Below are 26,916 nucleotides of genomic sequence, written 5' to 3'. Positions count from 1 at the left end.
CCATAAATAGTTTATTTATCAATTAATGTCATCTGCTCATCTAAGTTTAAAACCGTCAAAGCATTGCTCACACTGGTTGCTATAACATCAACCACGCCGGTTCTTAGAGCTCCTAATAGAGCTAATGGCTTACTGTTCTCTGCTGCGATAGCAATAACTTCCGCTATTGGGCGAAACTCTTCCAAGCCTAATCCGATCACACGGTCACTCATTACCGTATTTGCCGCTTTACCGTGTACGTCGAAAAAGTCATAGCCAGCAAAGTCACCAACGACACCTTGTAGTAAGCGAGACTGTACGACCTCACCCGCGGTAAACCAACCTAAGTCGACCATATAGCTGTTCTCACTCATATCACCGATACCCACTAAGGCTACATCCGCTTTACGAGCTAGATCGAGTGTTTGCTTTACAGTACTGTTTTCCATGAACGCGGTTTTTTGTGCTTTGTTTTCAGCATAAGCAGGAGCATACAAAGTTTCAGAGGAGCCACCGTACTTTTTCGCTAGTTGTCTACATATATGGTCGGCGTTAAACATGCCGCCTCTTGGGTGTATGCCGCCGATACCGCATACGAATTTACAGTCACGCGGAGTAATTACGCCAGTGTGATGAGCAACAGACGATACGTTTCGACCTTGGCCAACCGTCACCACCATCCCGTTTTTCAGTGTACTGGTAAGATAATTAGACACTAAACCGGCTACTTGGAGTCTCTGCTTCTCTTCATTTGGTTGATCTAGTGCCACAAGTGCTCGCTTCACACCAAATCGTTCGATCAAACGTTGCTCGATCTTCGCGCTAAAGACGGGGTGGTATTTCACGGTGATCTCAACTATGCCCTCATCTCGGGCTTGCTTGAGCATTCGACCAACCTTTGCACGGGATATAGAGAACTTTTTGGAGATCTCTTCTTGTGTCGCGCCATCCTGATAATAAGCAACCGCCACTTCAGTGAGGAGATCAGTGTTTTCTTCGGAAACATCTTGGATATTCTTACTCATATACCACGCAACCTATATTTAACAATTAATTTACCTACTTTGAGATCAAATGTTCGACGCCTAAGCAAATGATGCACAAGTTTACACCCTGAACATATGTAACAGCAAGGTACATTTGTTCAGCATGGTAACCTTGATTTTATTGTTGATTAATTCGCCTTACTTTGTTCGTTAAACGTTTGCTTGCATAGCCCATGATTACTAGAGCGAAATATATTTGACTGAAGTCACCATACCGCACTATTTACCGTTGACTTTGATGCTAGATCGGATAAATATGGCTACATCATTTACTCATCGAGCGATCAAATGTTCTGTGCAAATGTTCGTTCGGAGAAAAATTTAAATTAATGTAAGTTTGGCTCACTGGTACAACCATTGAGAACTTCATTAGTTAGCTTGCAAATGCCCACACCTCTCCCATTAACGAGGTGTTATGCGATACATAGGATGATCAAAATGAGCAATAAATTAGAGCAACTTCGTAAACTAACAACTGTTGTAGCTGACACTGGCGATATCGAAGCTATCAGCAAGTACACGCCTGAAGATGCAACAACTAACCCATCTCTAATTCTTAAAGCTGCTCAAATTGCTGAGTACGCTCCTCTAATCGATGCTTCTATCGAATACGCAAAAGCGCAAAGCGATGACAAAGCACAGCAAGTTCAAGATACTTGCGACATGCTTAACGTGAACATCGGTAAAGAAATCCTGAAAGTTGTACCTGGCCGTATCTCTACTGAAGTAGATGCTCGTCTTTCTTACGACATGGAAGGCAGCGTTGCTAAAGCTCGTCAACTTATCAAAATGTACAACGACGCTGGCATCACTAACGACCGCATCCTTATCAAACTGGCTTCTACTTGGGAAGGCATTCGTGCTGCTGAAATCCTAGAGAAAGAAGGCATCAACTGTAACCTAACGCTTCTATTCTCTTTCGCTCAAGCTCGTGCTTGTGCTGAAGCTGGTGTATTCCTAATCTCTCCTTTCGTAGGTCGCATCATGGACTGGTACAAAGCGAAAGAAGGTCGTGATTTCGAAGCTTCAGAAGATCCAGGCGTAATCTCAGTTTCTGATATCTACAACTACTACAAAGACCACGGCTACAAAACTGTTGTTATGGGTGCGAGCTTCCGTAACATCGGCGAGATCCTTGAACTTGCTGGTTGTGACCGTCTAACTATCGCTCCTCAACTTCTAGCAGACCTAGAAGCAGCAGAAGGCGAAGTAGTAGAGAAGCTTATCGACTCTAACGGTACTAAAGAGCGTCCAGCAGCGATGACTCACGCTGAGTTCCTATGGGACCACAACCAAGATGCAATGGCTGTTGAGAAACTGGCTGAAGGCATCCGCAACTTCGCCGTTGACCAAGGCAAACTAGAAGACATGATCGCAGCTAAGCTGTAATCACTCTTACCAAATTCAAATAGGGGAACGTTCAGTTCCCCTACTTTTATCAATTTTGTTTTTCTTAATTTTTATTCGGAAGTTCTTATGAATCGCAAACATCTAGCTAACGCTATTCGTGCTCTAAGCATGGACGGCGTACAACAAGCAAACTCTGGTCACCCAGGCGCACCTATGGGTATGGCAGACATCGCTGAAGTACTTTGGCGCTCTCACCTAAACCATAACCCAGCAAACCCAGAGTGGGCCGACCGCGACCGTTTTATCCTGTCTAACGGCCACGGCTCAATGCTGATTTACTCTCTGCTTCACCTAGCAGGTTACGAGCTTTCAATTGAAGATCTTAAAAACTTCCGTCAACTGCACTCTAAGACTCCAGGTCACCCAGAGTACGGTTACGCACCAGGCATCGAAACAACGACTGGTCCTCTAGGTCAAGGCATCACTAACGCTGTTGGTATGGCTATGGCAGAGAAAGCGCTAGCTGCACAGTTCAACAAAGAAGGCCACGACATCGTAGACCACTACACTTATGCATTCATGGGTGATGGCTGTCTGATGGAAGGTATTTCTCACGAAGCATGTTCTCTAGCAGGTACGCTAGGTCTTGGTAAGCTGGTTGCTTTCTGGGATGACAACGGTATCTCTATCGATGGTGAAGTTGAAGGTTGGTTCTCTGACGATACACCTAAGCGTTTTGAAGCTTACGGCTGGCACGTAATTCCCGCAGTAGATGGTCACGACTCTGACGCTATCAACGCAGCAATTGAAGCGGCTAAAGCAGATCCTCGCCCTACTCTAATCTGTACTAAAACAGTAATTGGCTTTGGTTCTCCAAACAAAGCAGGTACGCACGACTGTCACGGTGCACCACTAGGCGCTGAAGAAATTGCAGCAACACGTAAAGAATTAGGTTGGGAGCACGGTCCTTTTGAAATTCCGTCGGAAGTTTACTCAGAGTGGGATGCGAAAGAAACAGGCGCAGCTAAGGAAGCAGCGTGGAACGAGAAACTTGCAGCTTATGAAGCAGCATACCCTGAGCTGGCAGCTGAATTCAAACGCCGCGTAAACGGTGATCTTCCTGCAGAATGGGAAGAGAAAGCATCGGCAATCATCGCTGATCTTCAAGCTAACCCAGCAAACATCGCATCACGTAAAGCATCTCAAAATGCACTAGAAGCGTTCGGTGCTATGCTACCTGAATTCATGGGCGGCTCTGCTGACCTTGCGCCTTCTAACCTAACTATGTGGTCTGGTTCTAAGTCTCTTGAAGCAAACGACTTCTCAGGTAACTACATCCACTACGGTGTACGTGAATTCGGTATGACAGCTATCATGAACGGTATCGCCCTGCACGGTGGTTTCGTACCATACGGCGCAACGTTCCTAATGTTCATGGAATACGCTCGTAACGCTATGCGTATGGCTGCTCTGATGAAAACTCAGAACATCCAAGTTTACACGCATGACTCTATCGGTCTTGGCGAAGATGGTCCTACCCACCAACCAGTTGAACAGATCGCTTCTCTACGTCTAACTCCAAACATGAGCACATGGCGCCCATGTGACCAAGTTGAATCTGCAGTGGCTTGGAAACTGGCAATCGAGCGTAAAGATGGTCCTTCTGCACTTATCTTCTCTCGTCAAAACCTTGCACAACAAGATCGTGACGCTGAGCAAGTTGCTAACATCGCTAAGGGTGGTTACATCCTGAAAGATTGTGAAGGCAAGCCAGAGCTTATCCTTATCGCAACAGGTTCTGAAGTTGAACTAGCGGTTAACGCTGCTGCTGAATTAACAGCTGAAGGTAAGAAAGTACGCGTAGTTTCTATGCCTGCAACTGACGCATTCGACAAGCAAGACGCTGAATACCGTGAGTCTGTACTTCCATCTGACGTAACTGCACGTATCGCTGTAGAAGCTGGTATTGCTGACTTCTGGTACAAATACGTTGGCTTCGGCGGCAAGATCATCGGTATGACAACGTTTGGTGAATCTGCACCAGCAGGTGAACTATTCAAGATGTTTGGTTTCACTACTGAAAACGTAGTAAACACAGCGAAAGAGCTTCTAGCTTAATCTTGAATACAATGTCTCGCCCTTAAATGGGTTGATACATACAGAAAGCCCCGCATGAAAATGCGGGGCTTTTTCTTTTGTCTGTTGAAGACTAAAGCCTAAAAAACTAGAAGCTAAATCGCGCACCCACTCGAATCGTATTCTGCTTTAGGTTTTTGCTATAAGTATGGTCATATCCAGCATCGACAGCGAGCCAAGAAAGAATATCAACCGAACTCACAATCCCGAAGTTATTTAGACCATGTTGATGGGTATCTGAATAGCGATAAAAAGGTTGCAGTGACCAACGATCATTGAGTGAAACGACCGCCCCCGCCTCACCAATAAAACCCTCATCGTAATTTTTAATGGTCTCTCGATCACACGGATCCCAAATGGTGTCATTACGACACGAAGAGCGTCTCTCCGGTCTGACCCAATTCACACCACCAGAGACATACAATTCAACTTGTTGGCTGACAGAGTGGTACAGACCCAAGTGAATAGATAGGTCAGACAATGTCGTTGAGGAGCGTGTCGTCGCGGACGAATCAAAACCTAAGAAGAACGCATCGTTTAATGCATAGTTTCCACCGAAATAGCCACCGTAAAGTTGCTTACTTCCTGAGTTATTATAGGCACCATCAAAGTAATCTTGAAAGCCATCGTCACTCACCCTCGTATTCTGATACCCCGTATAAAGGTAATTCGATCCTTTTGAGGCTATACAAGGAGCACTAATAAAACTTAAGCAAATGGTGGTAACAATAAGGGGGCGCATGCTGATGCTCTGCCTTTTAATTGGAATATGGGAAGTGTAACTTAATCACAATTGAACAATGTTTTATTTTTGTTTCAAAGCTTTTCTAACCGCCACTTTTCACCTATGAAAAAGCCCTGCATATTATACAAGGCTTTCTGCTAAGTCTGATTCAGATTATCTGCGGCATCTATTTTTCTTCAAAACGTTTAGCCAACTGATAGAACTCATTGACTTGCTCTTTTAGCTCTGTTGAATGATCTTTAACAGAATGTGTGGCAACCAAGTTTTGTTCTGCGGTCGATGCGATAGATTGCATGTGAAGGTTAACTTCACTCGAAAGAGTACGTTGCTTGTGAGCTGAGTTTTCAACAGACTGCATCAATTCGTTCATGGATTGCATTAGGTTTTCGACTTCAGACAAGCGCTCTGCACTCACCTTCGCAACATCACCACACGCATCTGTTTGCTCTCTGTTTGCAAGGATATCTTTTTGCCAGCCTTCAATCGTTGCCAGCATGGTATCAATACTCTCTTTGATCTGAACCGTAGCCTTTGACGTTCGACCGGATAGCGCGCGTACTTCGTCGGCAACGACGGCAAAACCTCGTCCTTGTTCACCCGCTCTAGCCGCTTCAATTGCAGCGTTCAAGGCCAACAAGTTGGTTTGCTCAGCAATTCCACCAATCTCTTCCATTACCTTGCTGACGCTTTGTGCTTGGTCGCTCAGTTGGTAAGTCGTTTGCGTCGCCTTTTCAGCCTGAGAAGCTAGGCTCTCTAAGTTTTGATGAGTTTGATTAATGCTTTCTTTAGCGCCAGCACAGGTTTGCAAAGTCACATCAACAATCTGGTGCGCTTCTTCTGCGCGAGAAGAGACCTCATTGGCGGTGACTTCAACCTCTTCAGTCGCCTCTCGCACTTGAAGAATGTCTTTTGTTTGTTGATCTAAGGCTTCAGATACTTCATATGACGTGGCATTCAGATTATCAGCTAAGTCTTGCAGTGGTTTCGCAGAATCGATCATACGGCCTAGTACCGTGCGAATTCGAGCAGACAATAGCTTTAAGTGAAAATCGGCAACAGAGAACTGACTATTACCCGAATAGACAAGGCGACTGACACTGTCGAATTTCGATTGCAGCTTTTTCAACTGTAGAGGCGTGTCAATCAACTCTTGGCGGAACAATAGCGCCAGAGCAGAAACAGGTAATAAGCTCAGAAGCCATTGAGACACTTGCCCTACTTCAACGAGGTTTGAAATCAGAGGCGCAGCCAAAGAGCCTAGCAACACGGCGCAACGAACACTGTCACTGATCTTTAAGGACCATTGGCGACCCGACTTCTCTGCCTTCAATAGGCCTTGGTAAGCCTTGTCTGCAACTTGTATCCATTCATTCTTTGGCTTAACACGAACAGATTGGTAGCCACTCACCTTACCATTGTCGTAAATTGGAGTTACGTAAGCATCGACCCAATAAAACCCACCGGATTTGGTTTTGTTTTTTACGATGCCACGCCACGCTTTACCTTGCTTTAGGTTAACCCACATATCAGCAAAAGCGGCTTTTGGCATATCGTTATGCCTTACGATATTGTGGTGTTGCCCTAGCAATTCTTGTTGGCTGTATTCCGCTATGCGACAAAAAGCATCATTACTGTACGTAATCACGCCTTTTAAGTCAGTGGTAGAGACAAGTTGTTCGTTTTCGCTGAGAAGCGTTTCACGAGATTGAGTAGATGAGCTGACAGTCATTATATTAACTTAGGTTAATTATTATTTTAGGCGAGGAATATATACAATTATTAAAGTTATGACAAAATGTGAACGTCACATTTTGTGTAAATGCCTGCTATTTATACAAATATTAGCTAAGTACCTCACAAAGCTAATAACTTCACATATCTTCTCAAGCTAACAGTCATGACTCATCTAAGTTTACTGCAGTGGTAAATTTCACGGTTCTCATTGAGACAGAGGTATGGAATTTACGAATATTCAGATCTTTACGCAGTACTCGCTCCACAAAGTCTTCGTAGGCTTGAAGGTCTTTGACCGTCACAATCAACATGAAGTCAAAGCTGCCTGATATCTGATAGCACTGAGTGACCTCTTCTGCCTTTGAAATAGAATGGCGAAAGATTTGGTAAATATCCCCTCGGTCACGCTCCATTTCCACGGATACAACCAAAGTCATCTTACTGCCAGTCAGTTCTGGGTTGATGATAGATACATCACCAACTATCACGCCCTCTTCTCTCAGCCGTTTCACTCGCTTTAAGCAAGCAGGCGGTGATAACCCGACCAACTCTGCTAATGTTAAATTTCACGCCATTGAAGCACTGAAAGTTACTCTCAACACCCTAATTATTGACATTTCGAGTAAAAATAATTTGATCATGGGTATTTACTAATAAGTCAGTTATTACATGCGTATGTTTAAACGCCGATAATAAAAATTCATCTTATTATTTAGAACCCCACACCTTGTATAAAGTGCTCTCCAGAATAATAACCACCTCCCAATCAATGTTATTAAGTATCCAAACTATCAACTATTCATTCAACAAAACTCATTAAATAACTAACAATAGAATAAATAACACTCCTTATTTTATATTAACTCTAAATGTTGAAATCGGAACGAATAATTAATTGTAATAATTATCCATTTGATTGGTTAATTTTATAAATATATTTTGTTACATAATCAAAACTGATGACTCTTATGACTATGCTCCTTATAACAACGCCTCTTACAACCGAGATTCTTACAAAAACACTCGGAAAAACAACGATTTTAATGGTTCTAATGTTTTCCTCACTGTCACAGGCTTCCACTATTGAGAACGACGAACTATTGCTTAAGTCATTGATTAAACAAGGTGTTATTTGTTCAGGCTTAACCTATGAGGAAAATCAAGAAGCTTTGCGTATCTATCTCAACGCTAAAAAAGTGAAGAGCACTCCGTTTGATTCAAAAAATAGAAAAGAGACAACCAATACAAAAGAGATAGAAGGTAAAAAACATACAACAAACACACGTCAGTTAAATAAGACACCACAAGAGTGTATTAGGCCAAACTCGGACAACAGATCCGAATAAGGCAAGTTGATACTGATATCGACATGGAAATATAAAAAGGAAATATAATGAAAATGATGAAAAAAACATTGTTGGCTTCAGCAATGCTTACTCTATTTAGCGTTAGTGGTTATGCAAAAACACCTATTGATTTAGGCGTAGTTAATGAAGACAAACTCATTGAAATGCTAGTTAGACAAGGCTTAATTGACCAAGATGCAACCGATGTGGCAAAGCATGATGCGCTTGACCGTTACTTGAAAAATAAAATCAATTCCGGTTTTAAAGGCGATGCTCAATTCGGTAAAAAAGCACTTGAGCAACGCGCAAAAATACTCAAAGCCATAGAAAAAGGGGCTGGTGTTAAAAAAGCGAGTGTCTTTGCTTTAGAAGTCGGCACCAAGCGTACAGACAAAGTGCTTGCTCTATTGGTCGATTTCCCTGATTTGAACTGGGATGACAACAAGTTGACCGAAGAGCACACACAAATGCTCTACGAGAGCTACAACCCAGAGCATTATCAAGAGCTGTTGTTCTCTAATTCTGGCTACACAGGGCCCAACGGCGAGAACCTAATCTCGATGCGCCAATATTACCAAAGCGAATCAGGTGACAGTTACAGCGTTGCAGGTCAAGCGGCAGGTTGGTATCGAGCTTCTAAGCCAGCAGCTTTCTACGGTGGTAACTCCTTGACTACGGATAACGACCTAAATGCTCAAGAGCTCGTTCGTGAAGCCCTCAATCAGTTAGCTCAAGATCCTAATATCAACCTCGCTGATTACGATATTGAAGATCGTTACGATTACGACGGTGACGGAAACTTCCGTGAACCCGATGGTGTGATTGATCACTTGATGGTATTTCATGCATCGGTAGGCGAAGAAGCCGGTGGTGGCGTATTAGGTCCTGATGCGATTTGGTCTCACCGATTCAACCTTGGTCGCACTCATGTACTTGAAGGCACCTCTAGCTCGCTTCCAGATCGATTTGGTGGCCAATACGCGGCGTTCGATTACACCATTCAACCAATTGATGCGGCTGCCGGTGTTTGTGCCCACGAGTATGGACATGATTTAGGCTTACCAGACGAGTACGACACGCAATACACAGGCAAGGGTGAGCCTGTCTCTTACTGGTCAATCATGTCTTCGGGTAGTTGGGCTGGTCAAATTGGTGGCACACAACCAACGGCATTCAGCTCTTGGGCAAAACTCTTCCTACAGAAATCGATTGGCGGCCGTTGGGTTAACGATGATCAGATCTCGATTGATGACCTAGAAGATAACCCACAAATTTACACCTTGTTCCAAACAACGGATAACAGCCGTCCGAACATGATTAAGGTCGATCTTCCTGAAAAGCAGATTGAAAGCCTGAAGCCCTTTGAGGGCGAGTATTCATTCCACTCTCAAAAAGGCGATGATCTGAAAAACAGTATGACTCGTAAGTTGGTGATCCCTGCGGGTGATTCTGCTCTGCTTTCCTTCAAAGCTTGGTATGAGATTGAAAAAGACTACGACTTTGCTCGAGTGCTAATCAACGGACAATCCATTGTAGGCAACATTACCTCAATGGACGACCCATACAACACTGGCCTAGTACCTGCTATTGGCGGCGAATCTGGCGGATGGGTTGACGCTGAGTTTGACGTTTCTCAGTGGGCAGGCCAAGAAGTTGAACTGTCGTTTGAATACATCACTGATGGCGGCTTGGCGATGGAAGGCTTCTACTTGGATAACCTTGCTGTGGTTGTCGATGGTGAAGTGACTCCCATAGACGATGCTGAAAGTCACTCTACGTTTGCCTTAAATGGATACAAGCTAAGTAATGGATTCCATCAAGCGCAGCACTACTATCTACTGCAATGGCGCAGCCACATGGATGTTGATGAAGGCTTAGCGAACATTAAGCGCATGGGTCAACTCATCTCATTCGATCCGGGGTTGATCATTTGGTACGTAGACGAGTCGCTGACGGATAACTGGGTAGGCAAACACCCAGGTGAAGGTTGGCTGGGTGTGGTCGACGCAGACCAAAATGCCATGGTTTGGCAAAACTCAGGAAAAGTAGCTCAGACACGTTACCAAGTTCGTGATGCCGCGTTCTCATTGAAAGACCATACTCCGATGCGTCTTGTAAACAGCGATAATGATGTGCTCGAAGATACCAGCTTGGTTGGCAATGCTAGCTTCTCAGATGACCAAGATTACACATCACCTCAAGCACCAGATTCAGGACGCATCCTGACGGAGTTTGGTTTAGCGGTCGATATTGTGAATCAGAGTGACAACAACGAATACGGTGTGGTTCGCTTATCTAAAGTAAGCCAACACAACGTCGCTCCTACTGCGAACTTCGAGCTTAATGTTACTGACCTGAATGTTTCTGCACGTAACTTCAGCTCAGACCAAGACGGTGAGATCATCAGTTACCTATGGGACTTCGATAACGGCACAACAAGTAACGAAGTGGCACCAACTTGGTCTTATGAGCAGGCTGGTGAATACACGGTGAACTTGACTGTTGTCGACGACAAAGGCGCTACCGATTCATTTAGCTCCGTAGTGAGTGTTGAATCTCCAAACGCCCTTCCAGAAGCGAGCGCGAAGTACATTCACTTGGGGCGCTGGGTAACCATGTGGTCTACAAGTTCAGACAGTGACGGTCGTATTGTTGATACTGAGTGGACGCTTCCAAATGGAAAAGTAAAACGAGGTCGCACATTCACTTCTATCTTCCCTTCATATGGGAAACACGAGGTGACCTTGAAGATAATCGATGACCAAGGCGGGATTACGACTAAAACGGTTATGGTCGACCTGTAAATCATCGCAGGCTCTGTCATGCGTATTTACAACACAAGCTTAAGTACTGTTGTCACAGGATATAAGCCACGACAGCAGTTTTAAGAAAACGTTATTATTTAAGCCGTAAGCAAAAGCCCTACCTTATTGGTAGGGCTCTTTATTGGTCAGTGCTTAGATAGCATCATTAGCACTGTAAAGAGATTACCGTAGCATTACGTTCAATTTTCAGCGATTCAATTGGTCCTTAAACCGGTTGTTTTTGAATACGCGATTTACGAGCACTGAATGCAAACAGCAAGATAACTGCTAATACGAATGGTAATACATAGAGATTGAGGTTCTGCCACCCTGCGGTCGATTCTAACCAGCCAGAGAGCATCGCGGTAATCGTCACACACCCAAAGACAACAAACTCATTAAACGCTTGTGCCTTGGCTTTGTTCTGCGATTGATAAGACTGACTAAACAAGCCCGTTGCCGCGATAAACATGAAGTTCCAACCGACACCGAGCACGACCAAGGCCGCTCTGAAGTGCCAAATAGATTCGCCATGAATGTTAATCACGATACAGACAACGAACAGCACACCACCCGCCAAAATCATCATTCGTGAGCCAAACTTCTCGATAAGTGAGCCAGTAAAGAATGCAGGAACAAACATCCCCAATACGTGCCACTCAATCACGCCCGCCGCTTTGGTAAAGTCAAAGCCACAACCAATCATTGCCAATGGCGTTGCTGTCATCAGGATATTCATCACCGCATAAGCGACCATGGCAGCAAACACGGCACCAATAAAGTTAGGCGCTTTCACTATCACACTGAGAGGATCGGATTTAGGCGCCTGACTATTAAAGGAGACTTTTGGGAATTGAATGGTTTGTAAGATGAGTAACGCAAGAATGTTCAATCCAATCAATGAAGCAAAAGCACCAATGTACAAGCCATCTTGCGACCATTGTTGCGACATGATCGCTAAGTTAGGCCCGAGAACTGCGGCTAAAACGCCACCAGCCATAGAGATAGATATCGCTCGATGACGGGCATTTTCATCACACACCTCGATTGCAGCAAAACGATAAAGCGTGCCAAAACCTATGCCTATCCCAAGAAGGAAAGTGGCGAAACAAAACAGATAGAAATTTTGCTGAGACAGTGCGTAGGTGGCAAGACTAGCTCCTGTAATGCCAACCACATTACCAATGCTAAATCCTCGCTTTCTCCCTAACTTGCCTGAAATTAAAGACGCAGGAATAGTGGCTGCCATTAAACCCAAAAACTGCAGTGCAACCGGCAAGGTAATCATGCTGACACTGGGCGCAATCTGCTTACCGATCAAACCAATCACAGAGATCAGTAATATGTTACCCGTCATCAACAAGGCCTGACACAGTGAAAGCAGCCAAACATTTCTATTCATCTTCGTTCCTAAATATGAGCACAGTTGGTCAATAGACCAAAAATTCAACAAAGTCGCAACACTTTGTTACTCATAGGAACTCTACAAAGCGGCCAATAGACCAATATAAATAGTTACCAACATATGACTTTGATTAGCGTTACTTGAGACGCTAGAGTTGAAATTATCATTACTTAAGATAATAATAATTTTCTGTTATTTATAAGCTTTGTTACTTAGAGACTTTATTACTTATAAGTCTTGTTATTTATAGGCTTTAGCATTTGAAGGTGAGTATGATTAATCCACTTTGGCTCAATACGTTTAAGACTCTGGTTGAAGTTGGACATTTCACCCAAACGGCTGAAAAGTTGTACATGACACAACCTGGAGTCAGCCAACACATCAAGAAACTTGAACAAGCTTGTAATTGTGACCTGCTCTCTCGAGAAAATAAGAGCTTCGAGCTGACCGAGCAGGGTCGGATTATGTATCGCTATGCGCTCAAGCTAGAGAAAGACCAAGAAGATCTTTTTGAATCTCTGAGTTTTGATAATCCTTATGCTGGGCAATGTCACCTGTCTTGCTCTGGTTCACTCTCTTTGCGTCTGTATCCCAAGCTTCTTGAACTTCAACAGCAACACCAAGAGCTCTGCATTAACTTAGAAGCGGCGCCAAACAAAAAGATATTGAATGACCTAATCGAAGGCACTACCGATATCGGCATTGTTAGGCATTCCCCGAACGACAGCTACTACCAAAGCCAAGTCATCGGCAAAGAAGCACTGTGTCTAATTGTTCACCACAGCCTTGCTGATTTAGAGATAACGCCGCAAGTACTTCATGACATTGGCCTGATTGCGCACCCAGATTCTGCACACTATCTGTCTTTGTATTTCGACCTTTGCGGAGATAAAGACTTAGCGAACATCAACGTTAATGAGATACCAAGATCTGGCTACATCAATCAGCTTCACCAGATCTTGCTACCCGTATCAAAAGGGTTAGGTTTTACCGTGTTACCGGCTGGCGCGGTTGAACACTTCCCAGATAGAGACAAACTACATGTTGTGCCGCCAAAGGTAGAAGTTGAGGAAACGCTGTATTTGGTTCAAAAACGAAACCGAAAACTGCCGCACCGATACGATACGGTTGTTGAGCTAATCAAACAGAACGTGAGTGGTTAGTTCGATATAGATAGATTTAAAGCCTTTAGCTCGTTCGTTATTTCGCAGTAGGAGCTAAAGGCTTTAATATTGAAGTGATATTTATAAAAACAGCTACTCAGAAGCGCCTAGCCCCTCTTTGGCTTGTTCAAAGTCATAATTATCTAACGCACTTCGAACATCTTTGAGAACAGCAGAATGTGGATACTGTGCCAGTAACTCAGTCACATACTGACTTGCATCGTTATCATAAGCATCCAGCAGTGATAGCAACTGAGCATGCTGTTCTGACGTGATGCTCGGTGAGTCAGAGGTATCACAAATACTCGCATCGGCTTCATCAGTACTTGTCGTATTGGCTCCTTTGGCACCAGACTCATCAAAGCTGCTCTCGACCTCTTTAATAAGCTCAATTAGACCAAGTTCACCTTGTTTAAGATCCTCTTCATCACACGCCTTGTTATGAGCCTTGTGTTCTAAATCGCTGAGTAACTCTGCCAATCGCAATCCACCAATCGAAGCTGCCATGCTTTTTAAGGTATGTAGATTACGCTCTAACGTCTCCCATTCGCCTTGTACTAAGTTATCAAAAGCATCCGACATCATGTCTAGCGATCCTTGGCAGAACCTATCAAGCATTTTGGCTTGCAGTTTCACATCATGATAAGTCAGTTGCTCAAACCTTGGCTGCGAGAAAACGGGCAGAACCGTTGGAACATCCGATATCAGTTTTGAGCGATTAGGGTCATTGGTCTGTATCGAGTTCGAAGATGGCTCCGGTGACATTTGGCCTTCAATCAACACCTCTGGCACTATGTATTGGCAGATCAACGAAGTTGCTTTATCAATAATAATCGGCTTATCTAAAAAGTCCGTTACACCTGCTTCCCTTGCTTTTTGTTTCGCATCAGCAAACACATTGGCCGACATTGCAATAATCGGTACATCTGTATCGAATTCACGAATCAAACGGGTAGCTTCAAAGCCGTCCATAATTGGCATTTGAAGATCCATGAAGATTATTTCGTAATCGTTGTTTTTAGCTAACTCTAGCGCTTCCTTTCCGTTTTCAGCAAGATCGGCATTTAATTTAGAACGACTGAAAAATGCTAAGGCTAGATCTTGGTTCAACTCATTGTCTTCAACCAATAGCACTCTTTGGCCTTTGAACTCTATCTGATAATCCGGTTGCAGCTCTTGGGCTTTGAAGTCGGCTAACGCACCCGAGCTTGAGCGTGGCAATGTCAGCACAAAGGAGAACTCACTGCCTTGCCCGTAAACACTCTCCACCGTAATTTGACTGCCCATCGCATGCACTAATTTCTGGCTAATGTTGAGTCCTAATCCTGTGCCGCCGAACCGACGCGTAGTTGTGCTATCCGCTTGGCTAAATGCTTCAAACAGCTTGTGACGGTTCTCATCCGAGATGCCTATCCCGGTATCCATCACACTCACCTTCATGGTTAGGCTGTTATCGTTCGAGTCAACATGCTCCACAGTTAACGCTACGTTGCCTTTTTCCGTAAACTTAATCGCGTTGCCCACAAGGTTGAGTATGACTTGAAACAACCTTAATGGATCGCCTTGTAATGGTGTGTCTAACTCTGGGTCTATGACCATCGACAAATTGAGTTGCTTCTCAGCCGCTTTCGACTCCATCAACTCAATCACATCTTTAAAGGTCGTCACGGGATCAAACGGGACGTTATCAATAACAAGTTGCCCAGCTTCTATCTTTGAAAAATCAAGGATGTCATTGATGATACCGAGCAACGAATGGCCAGAACGGTGCACTTTCTCAATATAATTTCGAGCGACAGGATTAGATATTTCGCCAATCGCCAGATAAGACAAACCAATAATGGCGTTCATTGGGGTTCTTATCTCATGGCTCATATTAGCTAAGAATTCAGACTTCGCTTGACTAGCCAAGTCGGCTCTTTGTTTCTCTTCTTCCAATTGCTCGTTTAGGCGCTTCATTTCAGAGATATCAAAAGCCCAAAATAGTGTAGCGACTTCACCATCAATCTCAAAAAGATAGTAACTGACCAAAGCAACAAATCGGGTTCCATCAGACTTCCTAAGTACCAACTCTCTATTTTCAACCTTGCCATTGAGGCTAAGCTCATTATGGATTTTGTCACGAACATCTAAAGAGTCGTGAATAGAAGCCACATCGATAGAAGTCAGTTCTCGGTCTTCAACTCCAAATAAGCGCTTCGCGGTGTCGTTCGCATAACGAGCCTTCTCCTCAAGTACAACAGCAGCGGCAATTGGAGAGCTGTTCAACATATTGTAAAGCTGCTCCTGAGCTTTCTTAAGCGCCTCTGTTGCATCATTGGCGATGCTGATCTGCTTAGCGAGCTTTCGATTCCAGAAAACAATAAGCAATACAATGACAAAAGAAAAGGCGGAGATGGTGTAAACCAATTCGTAATCAACTCTTTCTATTGCCTTTGGTGCCGCCCACTTTGCGGAGATTTTCTGATGGTCTTCAGCAGAAATACCCTCAATCGCTTTATTTACAATAGTAAAAAGCAAAGGTTGAGACTTGGTGACATGTAAAGTTGGTGAGAGGAAAAAATCAAGTCGTCCGATAATTCCAATCTCTCGGTGACCAAATGAGTCAATGAGATAGTTGAGGACGTCGACAGTATCGATCATGCCATCTAAGGTTTTATCATCCAATCTGTTGAGCCCATCTGCCGTGGATTCTACCTCCACCCAGTCAACGTTCGGGTACTTATCTAAAATCGCGTTAGTATTTGCCGCATTCTTCAATATACCGATTTTCCAACCATCAGCTTCTTCAAGTACCAAGCTACTAACGTCTCTTCTCGATGCAATGGCCAAACGACTTGAAAACAAGCTTTTAGCTGCTTTGACGTTATCTCCTAACGAACGATTCTCTTGAGCTGCAGAGACCAGTTCCACTTCATGATGATCAACCAAGCTCCGGGTCTCAGACCAATTCGCCACGTCGACATGATGAATACTTAGCCCTGTTTTTTGTTCAATCAGCGTTAGGTAATCATCTATCATCCCGATGTATTCACCTGTATTGGATACCGCCTCATAAGGTAACGAATTCGGATCGATACCTATACGCACATCCGGATTATCTTTAATCCACGCCCTCTCTTTTTGGCTAAGGTTTAAGATCTCTCCAGTCAGATTATTGGTTTGGTAGACATCGGCAATGTAGCGTTTCGCAGCATCACCGAATGAACTGAATTGCTCGACGGCTGGAAAATATACATGGTTCCGCTCTAACGAATTAACATCAAAGTAAAAAGTCATCGAACCAGAGTTGGTACTCCCTCCCTTGGTTCTATAATTCGCCACCTTGGTGACTGATGAAAAGTGAGAGGTATTTTTCTTCTCTCCATATTCATCAACTAGGTTGCCTATGTACCAAGATTTGATCGGACGACTATTGTTATCCGCTTGTGCGGTGATCACCTGAAAAGAACTGTCCGTGTCGAAAATTTCAAACACTTCTGTCAACTCTTCAAAGCGGTCATTGACGATAAAATACGCAGATATTTGCGCGATAATATTGGCTTTTTTAAGGACTTGGCTTAAATTACTCTGAACCTGTATCTCGATAATTTGGTTTAAGCCGTCATCCGCCTGCTTAAGCCTTTTAATCGCGGCATTGAAACTATCTCTGATTTCTTCACTCTTAAAGTCAACATAGATCGGATACTCAATCTTATAATCGTCATGTAACGTTAGCTCTGCCATTTCGATAAAACGAGTATTGGTGATAAACCATTCCAGTACTCTGCGTTCAACCATTAACAGGTCAACATTTTGAGCCCTAAGCTGTGAGAATGCCGATTCAAGACCTTCGTAGTCTTCGACACGATCGATGTCTAACTTGCCCTTCAATACTTCAACAGAGTTTTTAATTGGGGAGGTCTCGTCAAACAGTAGCGCCCCCAATGACAACTCTTTTTGGGATTGGAGGTTAAGTTTGCGGCGAGTCAATGAAACCGGAACAAACTCAACATTAAGAACGTTATCACTTAAAAAGTGCGCATTAGGATCATCAAACTGAACACCAGAAACAAAGGCTATAGAATTATTGTTATCGATGGCCTTTCTAGCGGCGCTAGGAGGAAGGGTGACAACGTCACCTAACTTGTATCCCATATCATTAAGTGCACGCTGAAGAATGTCGTGTTCTAGCCCGACTGCGGTGCTGTCTGGGTACATATACGGAGGGTTACCAAAGCCAAACACGCCTTTTAGCGGCACTCGATAGGGCGAACTGTCTAGCCACTTTGATAAAATCTGGTTCTTGCTATCAACGTCGAAGGTTTCAATCTGTTTGTTGATTAGCGTCAGCAGTTCTGGTTCATCGGTTCGAATCACCATTGATGCTTCTACCCTTTTCCAATGGTCCAGAACATAATTGACCGCTAAATCATGAACACCAATTTTTTTTGCAAGATCCATGATGGTGATAGGCTCACCGACAATACCTTCGACCTCACCTTCCCCTAAGGCTCGTACCGCATCGATAACATTCTCAAAATCGACTCTTTCGATAGAGCTCAACCTCACTCCTGCACGCTCCAAATCAATGTTTTGATTAACCATGGCAATACGGCGTTTATGATTTTGATCCAAGTTAGTATCAATCTTGTTGTCGATAGGGACAATCACGGCTACCTGATAAGGAATATACGGCTCACTCGCAAGAAACCGCCCCCCCTCACTGGGATCAAACTGTTGAAATGGGAAGATATCGCCGCGCCCATCTAACAAGGCTTCTTTCGCCTCAACACGCGAGCCCACACTGATAAAACGAGCATGAACACCAAATCTGTTTTCAAGATCTAATGCCCAATCTTTAATGATCCCAGACACCTTTCCATCATCATCAATAAAGGAATATGGGTAATGGTCGGTAAGGCCAATAAAGGTTACGGTTGGCTTGTTGTCTAACCACTGATTTAACTGCTCTTCAGTAACTTCAGCGGCCAACGTAGTGCGAAGACTTAGTGGCCACGCCAAAAACACAATCATAAAAGGAAGGACAAAACGATTAAGTACCGATGTTAAGCGATCACTCATCTTTAAATTGCTCTTTGATGCTTAATATTTGAGGTAGGTTTTCAAATAGTAAATCGACAATTCTAGGGTCAAAGTGTTTGCCTTTTTGCTCTTCAAACAAGGCGAGCGCTTCATCGACACTCCACGCTTTTTTATAAGGACGCTCTGCCGTCAGTGCATCAAATACATCAGCCACCGCAGCGATTCTTCCTACTAAAGGAATTTCTTCACCCGCGATCTGTTTTGGATAACCACTGCCATCCCATTTTTCATGATGATATTGCGCGACTTGAATCGCCATGCGCATCAGCTTGGAATCACTCTGTCTTCCTAGAATTTCAACACCATACTCGACATGCTTCTGCATGATGGTCCACTCATTGGCGTCCAATTTACCTGGCTTCAGTAACACGCTATCTGGAATACCAATCTTACCAATATCATGCATTGGAGCCGCGTCACGCAGGGTTTCAGCGTCTTCGTCTGTCATGCCTAACGCCTTAGCTAATATTTCGCAATAATGGCTCATACGCATTACATGCATGCCGGTTTCATTATCTTTAAATTCAGCCGCCCTACCCAATATGTTAAGAGTCTCTAGCTTACCCAAATTAATCTCTTGAGTTTTCTCTTTCACCTGACTGAACAACGCGCGTTGTTGGTCATAAAGAGTAATGTGAGTCTTAACGCGTTGCAGGGCAATTTCCGGAGTGATCGGCTTGGTCAGGTAATCAACAGCACCTAACGATAGCCCTTTCACTTCGGCTTCAGGATCTATTTTGGCGGTCACAAATATAATGGGAATATGCGCAGTATTCGGTTGTGCTTTTAGCTGACGACACACTTCATAGCCATCAATGTCAGGCATCATGATATCGAGGAGAATAAGGTCTGGCTGCGGCACCATCTTCGCAATCTTGATACCAATTGTGCCGTTAATCGCTACTTTCACTTGATAGGTATCTTTGAGTATTGTCGTTAATACATCCAAGTTACTTGGGGTGTCATCCACGACTAACACTATAGGCTTCCGACTCATTGATACCTCTTATACAAATCAAACAGTTATAACCCTAGTGTAGATGGGTTTTCGTACCTCTCAACATGAAAAAGACAAATGATTGTTAAAAATGAAGGATAGATCTTCGAGTGACATCAAATTAACACCTTAAATGAGTAAGATGTCAAAAACTCGACGGAAATTAGCTTATAAAACAACGAACTACATACGCATCTATTATCACATCGTCTAAACCGTCCCCGAGAAATTGATTATTGCGGCCTGCTGTTAGTCGCTTTTTCACTAGCAAAAGAACCAATAGCCAAAAACAAAAAGAGCTCCTCATATGGGAGCTCTTTCTACAACCACAACACTTACCTCAACAATTAGTATGTGAATTTACAATGTAAAGGCACGTAAAAACAGAGAGTTAAAAAAGAAGACCTATAATGATAACAAGCAAACATTCTGAGCTAAGTCATCAGAGCAACCATCACCTATCGGCTAGCCAGAAAGCAACTAACTATTACTGCGCGACTCTCATTTTCACCTCAACCAGCGATGGCAGATCACTCAAAAATATTTTTGAATTTATTTTAAAATAGGGTTGTAATTTTAAAAACTAGGCGTATAGTTCGCCACCTGGCTCTAATCTATAGAGCTGTTAATGCTAAAGTAAGTCCAAGTTCCACATAGACAGTTCTCGATTCCCTCGTTACACCATCTCTGCGTCAGCTTTCACCTAGATAGTCATTCAATAGCTTTTAAATTCGATCCTACTACCGTTCTATTCGTCATTTGCTTTGTTTTAGCGAATTCAAAATAGATCTACAACTTAAATATAAATGTAATAAACACAAGGCACAGTTATGTCACGCAGAACAACACGACAAACCCATTGGTACCAACTATCACGCGAAAAAACAGTCAATAAACTAAAAGGTAATAAATGCTCAAGATTAAAATAGACTTACACAAAGAAGAAATTTCATGGATCACCGAGATTCGACAGCTCAATAGCGATATACTCCACCGCCACATATTGCCCAAGCTACAACATCACAGTTATCTCATCGACTTTGAATTTAATGAACGAGAAAGCATCGGAACTATCGTTTCAGGCAACGGAAACACCCTAGGACATTTCACACTCCTATAGCATTTCCCATAGGCTACAGAAAGAAACACCGTCTAGTCCCAAAGATGTAAAAGATGTCACCCTCAATTCGCTCTAGCAGAACAAAATAGAGCAGAAGTAAAACAGATCAGAAACCTAGCCTTTTTGCATTTCACACGCGGCTAACGCTAGCTAGGTTATCGTGCTTCTATTAAAACCAACTTATATCGAACTCTGAATCACCAATGAATCATTATCAGTGCATTCATGGACTAATAAGTTAACGGCATCGACCTTAACTTCTGATCAAGAATATATAAGTGTTCTGCAGCTTGCATGTATTGAGGGTAATCACTGAACTTCTCACGATTCTCCTCATTCATCTTACATGTCTCATCAACCAGCATTAATTTCCAATACAGCTTTGTTGTATGTAACATCGCCAATAAAGGCTTGAACACCTCTTTCTCATAAGCTTGAATCAACTCTTCGATCAACTCGTCACGTTCATCTTCACTTGCAATTGAACCCTCGGTTGCCGACAACACTTTTTGATACTTTAGATTTTGTTGCAGCTTAGCCATCACCGTTTGGTTATCTTCCGCCAATTCGACAAGCTTTGACTTAATGATATTCAACCAATTAGCTTGGCTCAGAACCATATCATCGACACTGGTAAAATCTTCACGTATCTGTCGCTCCACATCTTTTTGAGCTTTCTTTAAAACGGCACGCACCTTTTGGAAAGGCAGCTGATATTCCTTACTTAGCTCGATAATCAGTTTATGAAAACCACCATTTGGAAGGTGTAAGTTTTCCTTAAACGTCGCCATTGCAGCTTCTTGCTGTTCGGTAAGGTGAGTCATTCTGTTTCCTATTCTTTTATCACTTATGGTGCTGAACCCACGATCATACCATTATTAGCCACGGTTTTTAGGTAACTTGATGAGTTACACCTAGGTACTTACTTAATTTCTCTCAACCCTTTATCTTTTGGCTGGTTTCTACACTATTTGGCATTAAATGGTAAGTTTCTATCGATGAATATTCGTACATTACTTGCACAGGGTACATCGCCAGACAGGAGTCATTACTTACATATGAAAGACAACAGCGAGAAATGAGAAAACACATGACCTATTCAGAATATAAAGAATCCGATTTGCATAAGTGCGTGACCATTGGTGCAGATGCAATGCTATCAATTACCAAATTTACCTTTAAAGCCACTACCCTTTTATTTCGATTTTTCCGCTGGCTTATCGTATCGGCTTATACCTATGTGATGAAGTGATTCTTTATTGGAGTCGTTGTTTTCATTACAACTTATCTAAACACCAAAAAGCGCACCCTATTAGGGTGCGCTTTTTTTATGTCTATTTCTTTACCTAAAATTTGAGACCAACTTTCTATCATCCGTGGCGTTAAATGGTAAAACTCATAATCGAATAAAAACCATACTACACCTGTTCCAACGAAACAGACTTCTAACTTATACAGGTACTAAAATGAAAAAGATTGCACTTAAAATTGTAGGACTAACGGTTTTGGCTTCTGCGCTAACTGGTTGTATCGGCAGTAACGCCGTAACAGGGAAAGTAATGAAATTTAACGTTGAAGTTGTCGATAACCGCTATGCTCGTGCAGGTGTAAACTTCTTATTAGCGCCTGTGTACGGTATTACAACTGCAGCAGACTACGTAGTATTCAACTCCCTCGAATTCTGGACAGGTAAAAACCCAATCAGCGGTGCACCACACGTATTCGATACAAAAACAGACACTCACTTCAAAGTGAACGATGACCTTGATCCAAGCTTTAAAGAAGCGCCTGTAGGGCCAATTTCAAACAATCGTACAATTGAAACAGGTGAGATGATTAAGATCGACGAGAACACAGTTCAAATGGACATCGTATATACCTCTGGTGAAACGGCAACTCTGACTGGCATCAAAGATGGTCAAAACGTTAGCTATTACATGGATGGTCAGCTTGTATCGCAAACGACTATCGCTGAATTAGAAAAGATTCAAGGCTCTGAAGCTTAAGATTCATAGCCCATATAGATTTTTAAGATCGTAAAAATATAACAAGCCCGGCAATTGCCGGGCTTGTTTGTATGTGACCTATTGGGATTGAGACTGTGCAAGTCGAACACTCACCAAACTCGCCACCATGATAGCCAAGTAAAAGCTGCCGATAATAGATTCCATAAATACAAAGAACTGAGCAATAGGCAAAGCCGGTGAGATATCTCCATAGCCAACGGTGGTCAGAGTGATAAAACTAAAGTACATCGCATTGAACAAATTCGTTAACCAGACTTGCTCTTCCAAACCGTAAAATGCACTAGGAAAGATTTCCAAAATCAACAAATAGATAATCGACCACGCAAACCCCAACAACAAGTAAATACAGATCGATCCGATAATGTGATTGGGTGTTACCGTTTTTGCTTTCATCACCTGTTTTAACGCCGAGTAAATGTGTGAGAACATGAACACAGCTAACGCCGATAACGTCACTATCGAAAGGTTATAACCCTCTAAGAATGAGAACACGCCAGACACCGATGCCGTAATCAGTAACATTCCATACCAGGAGCGATACAAAGCTCGCTCTTTATGAATACCAACGATTGAACTCGCCAGAGTAATGATGATGAGAAATAGTATTGTTTTCTGACCTTGCGGATAAAACTGCTGCATCACCGCACAACCAAAAAACAACACTAACAGTGCATAAAACAAGAAGTAGAAGTTGTCGTCTTTAGAGACTGGCTTCATTTATTTCTCCTCATGCTCTTCTTGCTTTGTCTCTTCAAGGCCAAGCCACGCCATCATCAATTCGTAAGTCAAACTCAGTATCACAGCACCAACAAACAGGCCGACGATTCCTGACATCGCCATTCCACCCAACGCGCCAAGCAAAATAACCAACATTGGAATATGAGAGCCACGGCTCAACAGTACTGGCTTCAAGATAGCATCACTACCACTGACTAAAATACACCACACTAAGAACAAGCTCGCCGCCAGTGTCGATTCAACGCTGAACATGTAGATAATCGCAGGTAATAGAGCAAGAATCGGTGGCAGTTGGATTATTGCAATGAGCAGCACAGCTAACGCCCAAAACGCAGCAGCAGGAACGCCTGCAATCACCAACCCTATTGCCGACATCATGGATTGAATCACAGCAACACCAATGACACCTTGCACAACACTTCGTACAGTAGATTTAGATAGCTGAACCAATTCTTCACCTTTGCTATCCGTTAAACGCGCCACTAAGTGAGTCACACCCGTTTGACATTTATCGGCATTGCTCATGAATGCACCAGCAATGATGGTAGAGATAATGAACTGAATAAAGCCACCACCTAGTGAGCCAAGAACTGAAGCCGCTTTCGTCGCAAACTGTTTAAGTTCGTCCGCATACTTTATGAAAGTGCCTTCAATATTGTTGGAGGCGGCAACCAAGGTTGAATAAACCTTCTCACCTATGAATGGAATATCTTGTAAGGACTCTTTCGGTTTAGGCAATGACAATGTGCCATCTTGAAGGCCTGTCATCAGGTCAGTCGCGCTAGTGTAGATACCAGAAGAAAGCGCAGCCAAAGGAATAAATAGAAGAATCACACCAATAAAGCTCAGCAATGCACTGGCTTTACCTTTCGACATCCCAGTTTTATTTGAAATCGCCACAGCAACTGGGTACAGCGCAGTCGCAATGATCGCCCCCCACACCACCAAAAGAATGAATGGGCGCAAAATCGAAAAACACCAATACACGAGCATGGCAATCGCTGCGATTTTGATGGCAGCGTCTATCGCCTGTTTTGAAAAATCATCGGTTAACTTCATGAGACGTCCTTGTTAGACAGAATTAAGGCTGATTTTGTAGGAACTTCCAATTCCGAGTTTCTAGGAATAGAGAAGCTAAAATCATATATATGCCAATTAATACTAATTGGAATATGCGTATAAGAGTGTTGCTATCGATGTCGCCTGAGCTCATCAATGTGCTACCGACCAGTACTAGCAACGTACTAAATGCAGTAGCGAAAATCGGCGCTTTTTCGGGAACCGTGTAGATCTTTTTGGCAATCACAATAGCAACCAAGCCTATGAATAAAGAGTAGAAGATAATATTAGGAACAATCGAAAGGATTGAAAAAGCCGCTATCGCGAGTAACCCCCCAATACCATTACTGATCACCAGAAATGCACTCAACTTGACCGATTTTTCCGAAGTAATCATTAGTGACAATAATGCAATAAACATCATGGTTAGCAATGCTTCAGATATCTGAAATATAAAGAAAAAACACACAACAGGATAAGAGATAATCATGGCGCGGAAAGCTGCATACCAGCGCTCTCTTCTGTTGAATGGCGCCGACGCAAAGCCGGAGAATTCAGTTTTCGGTTCAGGGAAAAAGATATGAACCAGCGCAAAAATAGTCACCGAAACCACACCAGAGGTGGCCAAGCCAGATGCTAATAATACCGAAACTCCAGGGTTATCAATCGCCATAAATGGCAACATCAGTACAGCAATTAATAATATGGTTGCGAACAGATTCCACTTAGGATCAACAAATAAGTAGTAACCCCAAAGCATCACTAGCCCCACCAAAATCAATAATGGAACTGGATAATGGGTAATTCCTCGCGACAACAACAACCCCAACCCCATGGTCACTACTACCGCCAAAAGCAGTTCATAGACCGTCTCCTTATGAAGGCTTGGTTTATCAATTAGAAACTTAGCGGTGAACACTGGCGCTACAAATGCGAGCGGCCAGTTAATCCACGCAGCCAAAAACACAGCTAACGTAACCCCAACGGTATACCGCAGAATCCGTCGTTGTGTTTGTTGGTCAGGGATCGATTTATCGGACATAAGACAACACGCTAATCAAACGAATCCACACTTTGCCTATTGCGTTGAATACAAAGTTATCACCACTATAAACAATCACATCCGCCTGCCCACCAACTCGGAGCATACCTTGCATCTCATCTCGTTCAAATTCTATGGTGATAGGAAGCATCTGTGTTTGACGTAACCACCCCGTTTGTTGGCTAGCTTGAGCAAGCTTACCTGCTTGATCATTTTGCCCCCAATCAACCCCCCAATCGATGCTGCTCACTCGACCTTTCACAATTTGTCCTGGAGCAAAATCCAATGCCACTTCGACTTCATCACCGACCGTTACGTTGCCAAGGCTATTTTCACGATAATAAGCTTCAATCCAAATATCTTCCGTTGAGACAAAAGTCATGATCGGTTGACCTGCTGAAGCGTAAAAACCTTCAGACAAGCTAAAGTTAGAAACTCCACCTTGTGTCGGTGCGGTAATTACGGTGCGCTCTAGGTTCAATTGAGCTTGTTCAAGAGCAAGCAACGCCGCTTTCACTTGGCTATTTTCTTCACCTTCTTTACCCATTTGTTTCTTTGCACGATCAAGGTCAGCTTCCGCATTCACAACTGCTGCTCGAGACGTCGCTAATGCAGCTCGCGCTTTATCTGCGTCTGATTTAGAAACGACACCTTTGTCGGCCATCTCTAAAACTCGCTTTGCTTGTAGTTTAGTATTTTGTCTTTCAACGATCGCTGAAGTAAGTTTCGCTTGAGCTGAAGCAATGCTAGCGGTTTGAGCTCCCACATTTTGGCCTGCAATTTCTAGATTTTGCTCTGCTTGTTGTACGGCAATTCGGTAATCAGACTCATCCAAAATGGCTAACTTATCGCCTTGATTAACCAGTTGGTTCGGCTGAACTAAGATATCTAGCACTTTACCCGACACCTCAGGCTTTATAGGAACGATATAACCCTTTACACGAGCATTGTCAGTAATAGGGATGATGCGATCTGAGATAACACTGAAGATCAACATAAACGCCACAAATAACAGTAGGTAATTTGTTATCTTTCTTACTTTGTCTTTTCCATTTGTTTGTTCGACAACTTCTTCATTGGCTTCTTGCTTGTTCCCTTCAACTTCTGACATGGGACTCCCTTCTAGATAACTAACATCAA

19 protein-coding genes and 1 pseudogene are annotated in these 26,916 nt (G+C 43.2%); 8 read left to right on the top strand and 12 right to left on the bottom strand.

What is annotated here, in order from left to right; genetic code table 11:
• Nucleotides 1-11 precede the first annotated feature (11 nt).
• A complete protein-coding gene (locus ATB74_RS03875) occupies nt 12-1,004 on the bottom strand; it encodes a sugar-binding transcriptional regulator (protein ID WP_061016685.1) in 993 nt (330 codons plus the stop codon).
• Between the two features lie 459 nt (nt 1,005-1,463).
• Between ATB74_RS03875 and tal the strand changes: the two genes are divergently transcribed.
• Nucleotides 1,464-2,414 carry a transaldolase gene (gene tal, locus ATB74_RS03870; RefSeq protein ID WP_046209277.1) on the top strand — a complete coding sequence of 317 codons (951 nt, stop codon included), beginning with the start codon at nt 1,464-1,466 and terminating at the stop codon, nt 2,412-2,414.
• A gap of 87 nt (nt 2,415-2,501) precedes the next feature.
• Nucleotides 2,502-4,493 carry a transketolase gene (gene tkt / locus ATB74_RS03865; protein ID WP_061016683.1) on the top strand — a complete coding sequence of 664 codons (1,992 nt, stop codon included), beginning with the start codon at nt 2,502-2,504 and terminating at the stop codon, nt 4,491-4,493.
• 106 nt (nt 4,494-4,599) lie between these two features.
• On the opposite strand, the gene ATB74_RS03860 is transcribed toward tkt, so the two are convergent.
• From ATB74_RS03860 to ATB74_RS03850, 3 genes and pseudogenes are all read right to left on the bottom strand, one after another.
• Nucleotides 4,600-5,148: an outer membrane protein gene (locus tag ATB74_RS03860; RefSeq protein WP_244270900.1), complete on the bottom strand. Its 549-nt coding sequence runs from the start codon at nt 5,146-5,148 to the stop codon at nt 4,600-4,602.
• Nucleotides 5,149-5,422: 274 nt separating this feature from the next.
• The gene (locus ATB74_RS03855) at nt 5,423-6,985 is read right to left on the bottom strand and encodes a methyl-accepting chemotaxis protein (RefSeq protein WP_061016681.1); all 1,563 of its coding nucleotides are present in this window, start codon (nt 6,983-6,985) and stop codon (nt 5,423-5,425) included.
• 166 nt (nt 6,986-7,151) lie between these two features.
• Nucleotides 7,152-7,556, bottom strand: a pseudogene (locus ATB74_RS03850) (Lrp/AsnC family transcriptional regulator); the annotation flags it as partial.
• A 408-nt stretch (nt 7,557-7,964) separates the two neighbouring features.
• On the opposite strand from ATB74_RS03850, the gene ATB74_RS03845 reads away from it, so the two are divergent.
• Both ATB74_RS03845 and ATB74_RS03840 read left to right on the top strand, forming a co-directional pair.
• The gene (locus ATB74_RS03845) at nt 7,965-8,336 is read left to right on the top strand and encodes a hypothetical protein (protein ID WP_060981119.1); all 372 of its coding nucleotides are present in this window, start codon (nt 7,965-7,967) and stop codon (nt 8,334-8,336) included.
• 47 nt (nt 8,337-8,383) lie between these two features.
• On the top strand, nt 8,384-11,140 hold the full coding sequence (locus ATB74_RS03840; protein WP_061016679.1) for an immune inhibitor A domain-containing protein: 2,757 nt from the start codon (nt 8,384-8,386) through the stop codon (nt 11,138-11,140).
• A 226-nt stretch (nt 11,141-11,366) separates the two neighbouring features.
• Here the strand turns inward: ATB74_RS03840 and ATB74_RS03835 are convergent, their stop codons facing one another.
• Nucleotides 11,367-12,542 (bottom strand): MFS transporter, encoded by a 1,176-nt coding sequence (locus tag ATB74_RS03835; RefSeq protein WP_061016677.1) that lies wholly within the window; start codon nt 12,540-12,542, stop codon nt 11,367-11,369.
• Nucleotides 12,543-12,817: 275 nt separating this feature from the next.
• Here ATB74_RS03835 and ATB74_RS03830 point away from each other — a divergent pair, with 275 nt between their 5' ends.
• Nucleotides 12,818-13,708, top strand: coding sequence for a LysR family transcriptional regulator (locus ATB74_RS03830; protein WP_060980427.1), 891 nt, complete (start codon nt 12,818-12,820; stop codon nt 13,706-13,708).
• A 93-nt stretch (nt 13,709-13,801) separates the two neighbouring features.
• On the opposite strand, the gene ATB74_RS03825 is transcribed toward ATB74_RS03830, so the two are convergent.
• Both ATB74_RS03825 and ATB74_RS03820 read right to left on the bottom strand, forming a co-directional pair.
• Entirely contained in the window at nt 13,802-18,724 is a 4,923-nt protein-coding gene (locus tag ATB74_RS03825; RefSeq protein WP_432215314.1) for an ATP-binding protein, read from the bottom strand.
• A gap of 40 nt (nt 18,725-18,764) precedes the next feature.
• Nucleotides 18,765-19,790, bottom strand: a complete 1,026-nt coding sequence (locus tag ATB74_RS03820; protein WP_061016673.1) for an HD-GYP domain-containing protein — start codon at nt 19,788-19,790, stop codon at nt 18,765-18,767.
• Between the two features lie 910 nt (nt 19,791-20,700).
• Between ATB74_RS03820 and ATB74_RS03815 the strand changes: the two genes are divergently transcribed.
• On the top strand, nt 20,701-20,910 hold the full coding sequence (locus ATB74_RS03815) for a hypothetical protein (RefSeq protein WP_061016672.1): 210 nt from the start codon (nt 20,701-20,703) through the stop codon (nt 20,908-20,910).
• A gap of 230 nt (nt 20,911-21,140) precedes the next feature.
• Here ATB74_RS03815 and ATB74_RS03810 read toward each other — a convergent pair whose 3' ends face one another.
• Nucleotides 21,141-21,734 (bottom strand): hypothetical protein, encoded by a 594-nt coding sequence (locus tag ATB74_RS03810; RefSeq protein WP_061016669.1) that lies wholly within the window; start codon nt 21,732-21,734, stop codon nt 21,141-21,143.
• Nucleotides 21,735-22,000: 266 nt separating this feature from the next.
• Between ATB74_RS03810 and ATB74_RS24225 the strand changes: the two genes are divergently transcribed.
• The gene (locus ATB74_RS24225; protein ID WP_179946888.1) at nt 22,001-22,162 is read left to right on the top strand and encodes a hypothetical protein; all 162 of its coding nucleotides are present in this window, start codon (nt 22,001-22,003) and stop codon (nt 22,160-22,162) included.
• Between the two features lie 214 nt (nt 22,163-22,376).
• Nucleotides 22,377-22,916 (top strand): DUF3332 domain-containing protein, encoded by a 540-nt coding sequence (locus ATB74_RS03805; RefSeq protein ID WP_061016667.1) that lies wholly within the window; start codon nt 22,377-22,379, stop codon nt 22,914-22,916.
• 78 nt (nt 22,917-22,994) lie between these two features.
• Here ATB74_RS03805 and ATB74_RS03800 read toward each other — a convergent pair whose 3' ends face one another.
• The 4 genes from ATB74_RS03800 to ATB74_RS03785 are packed head-to-tail and all read right to left on the bottom strand — an operon-like array spanning nt 22,995 to nt 26,887.
• Nucleotides 22,995-23,654, bottom strand: a complete 660-nt coding sequence (locus ATB74_RS03800) for a potassium channel family protein (protein WP_061016665.1) — start codon at nt 23,652-23,654, stop codon at nt 22,995-22,997.
• Entirely contained in the window at nt 23,655-24,734 is a 1,080-nt protein-coding gene (locus ATB74_RS03795) for an AI-2E family transporter (protein WP_061016663.1), read from the bottom strand.
• Nucleotides 24,735-24,756: 22 nt separating this feature from the next.
• Nucleotides 24,757-25,776, bottom strand: coding sequence for a DUF2955 domain-containing protein (locus tag ATB74_RS03790; RefSeq protein ID WP_061016661.1), 1,020 nt, complete (start codon nt 25,774-25,776; stop codon nt 24,757-24,759).
• Complete coding sequence (locus ATB74_RS03785) at nt 25,766-26,887, bottom strand: HlyD family secretion protein (protein ID WP_061016658.1); 1,122 nt, start codon at nt 26,885-26,887, stop codon at nt 25,766-25,768. Before ATB74_RS03785 ends, ATB74_RS03790 begins: the two co-directional genes overlap by 11 nt.
• Between the last annotated feature and the right edge of the window lie 29 nt (nt 26,888-26,916).

Origin of the sequence: Vibrio splendidus (assembly GCF_001557875.1) — a bacterium.
GTDB lineage: Bacteria > Pseudomonadota > Gammaproteobacteria > Enterobacterales > Vibrionaceae > Vibrio > Vibrio splendidus_F.
Note: the sequence above shows the minus strand (reverse complement) of the source record. Positions and strands in the feature narration are given on the sequence as shown.

Bases quoted from the DNA above. Each gene is read 5' to 3' on its own strand.
- ATB74_RS03875 (WP_061016685.1), bottom strand. From the start codon at position 1,004: ATGAGTAAGAATATCCAAGATGTTTCCGAAGAAAACACTGATCTCCTC.
- tal (WP_046209277.1), top strand. From the start codon at position 1,464: ATGAGCAATAAATTAGAGCAACTTCGTAAACTAACAACTGTTGTAGCT.
- tkt (WP_061016683.1), top strand. From the start codon at position 2,502: ATGAATCGCAAACATCTAGCTAACGCTATTCGTGCTCTAAGCATGGAC.
- ATB74_RS03855 (WP_061016681.1), bottom strand. From the start codon at position 6,985: ATGACTGTCAGCTCATCTACTCAATCTCGTGAAACGCTTCTCAGCGAA.
- ATB74_RS03845 (WP_060981119.1), top strand. From the start codon at position 7,965: ATGCTCCTTATAACAACGCCTCTTACAACCGAGATTCTTACAAAAACA.
- ATB74_RS03840 (WP_061016679.1), top strand. From the start codon at position 8,384: ATGAAAATGATGAAAAAAACATTGTTGGCTTCAGCAATGCTTACTCTA.
- ATB74_RS03835 (WP_061016677.1), bottom strand. From the start codon at position 12,542: ATGAATAGAAATGTTTGGCTGCTTTCACTGTGTCAGGCCTTGTTGATG.
- ATB74_RS03830 (WP_060980427.1), top strand. From the start codon at position 12,818: ATGATTAATCCACTTTGGCTCAATACGTTTAAGACTCTGGTTGAAGTT.
- ATB74_RS03825 (WP_432215314.1), bottom strand. From the start codon at position 18,724: ATGATTGTGTTTTTGGCGTGGCCACTAAGTCTTCGCACTACGTTGGCC.
- ATB74_RS03820 (WP_061016673.1), bottom strand. From the start codon at position 19,790: ATGAGTCGGAAGCCTATAGTGTTAGTCGTGGATGACACCCCAAGTAAC.
- ATB74_RS03815 (WP_061016672.1), top strand. From the start codon at position 20,701: ATGCTCAAGATTAAAATAGACTTACACAAAGAAGAAATTTCATGGATC.
- ATB74_RS03810 (WP_061016669.1), bottom strand. From the start codon at position 21,734: ATGACTCACCTTACCGAACAGCAAGAAGCTGCAATGGCGACGTTTAAG.
- ATB74_RS24225 (WP_179946888.1), top strand. From the start codon at position 22,001: ATGACCTATTCAGAATATAAAGAATCCGATTTGCATAAGTGCGTGACC.
- ATB74_RS03805 (WP_061016667.1), top strand. From the start codon at position 22,377: ATGAAAAAGATTGCACTTAAAATTGTAGGACTAACGGTTTTGGCTTCT.
- ATB74_RS03800 (WP_061016665.1), bottom strand. From the start codon at position 23,654: ATGAAGCCAGTCTCTAAAGACGACAACTTCTACTTCTTGTTTTATGCA.
- ATB74_RS03795 (WP_061016663.1), bottom strand. From the start codon at position 24,734: ATGAAGTTAACCGATGATTTTTCAAAACAGGCGATAGACGCTGCCATC.
- ATB74_RS03790 (WP_061016661.1), bottom strand. From the start codon at position 25,776: ATGTCCGATAAATCGATCCCTGACCAACAAACACAACGACGGATTCTG.
- ATB74_RS03785 (WP_061016658.1), bottom strand. From the start codon at position 26,887: ATGTCAGAAGTTGAAGGGAACAAGCAAGAAGCCAATGAAGAAGTTGTC.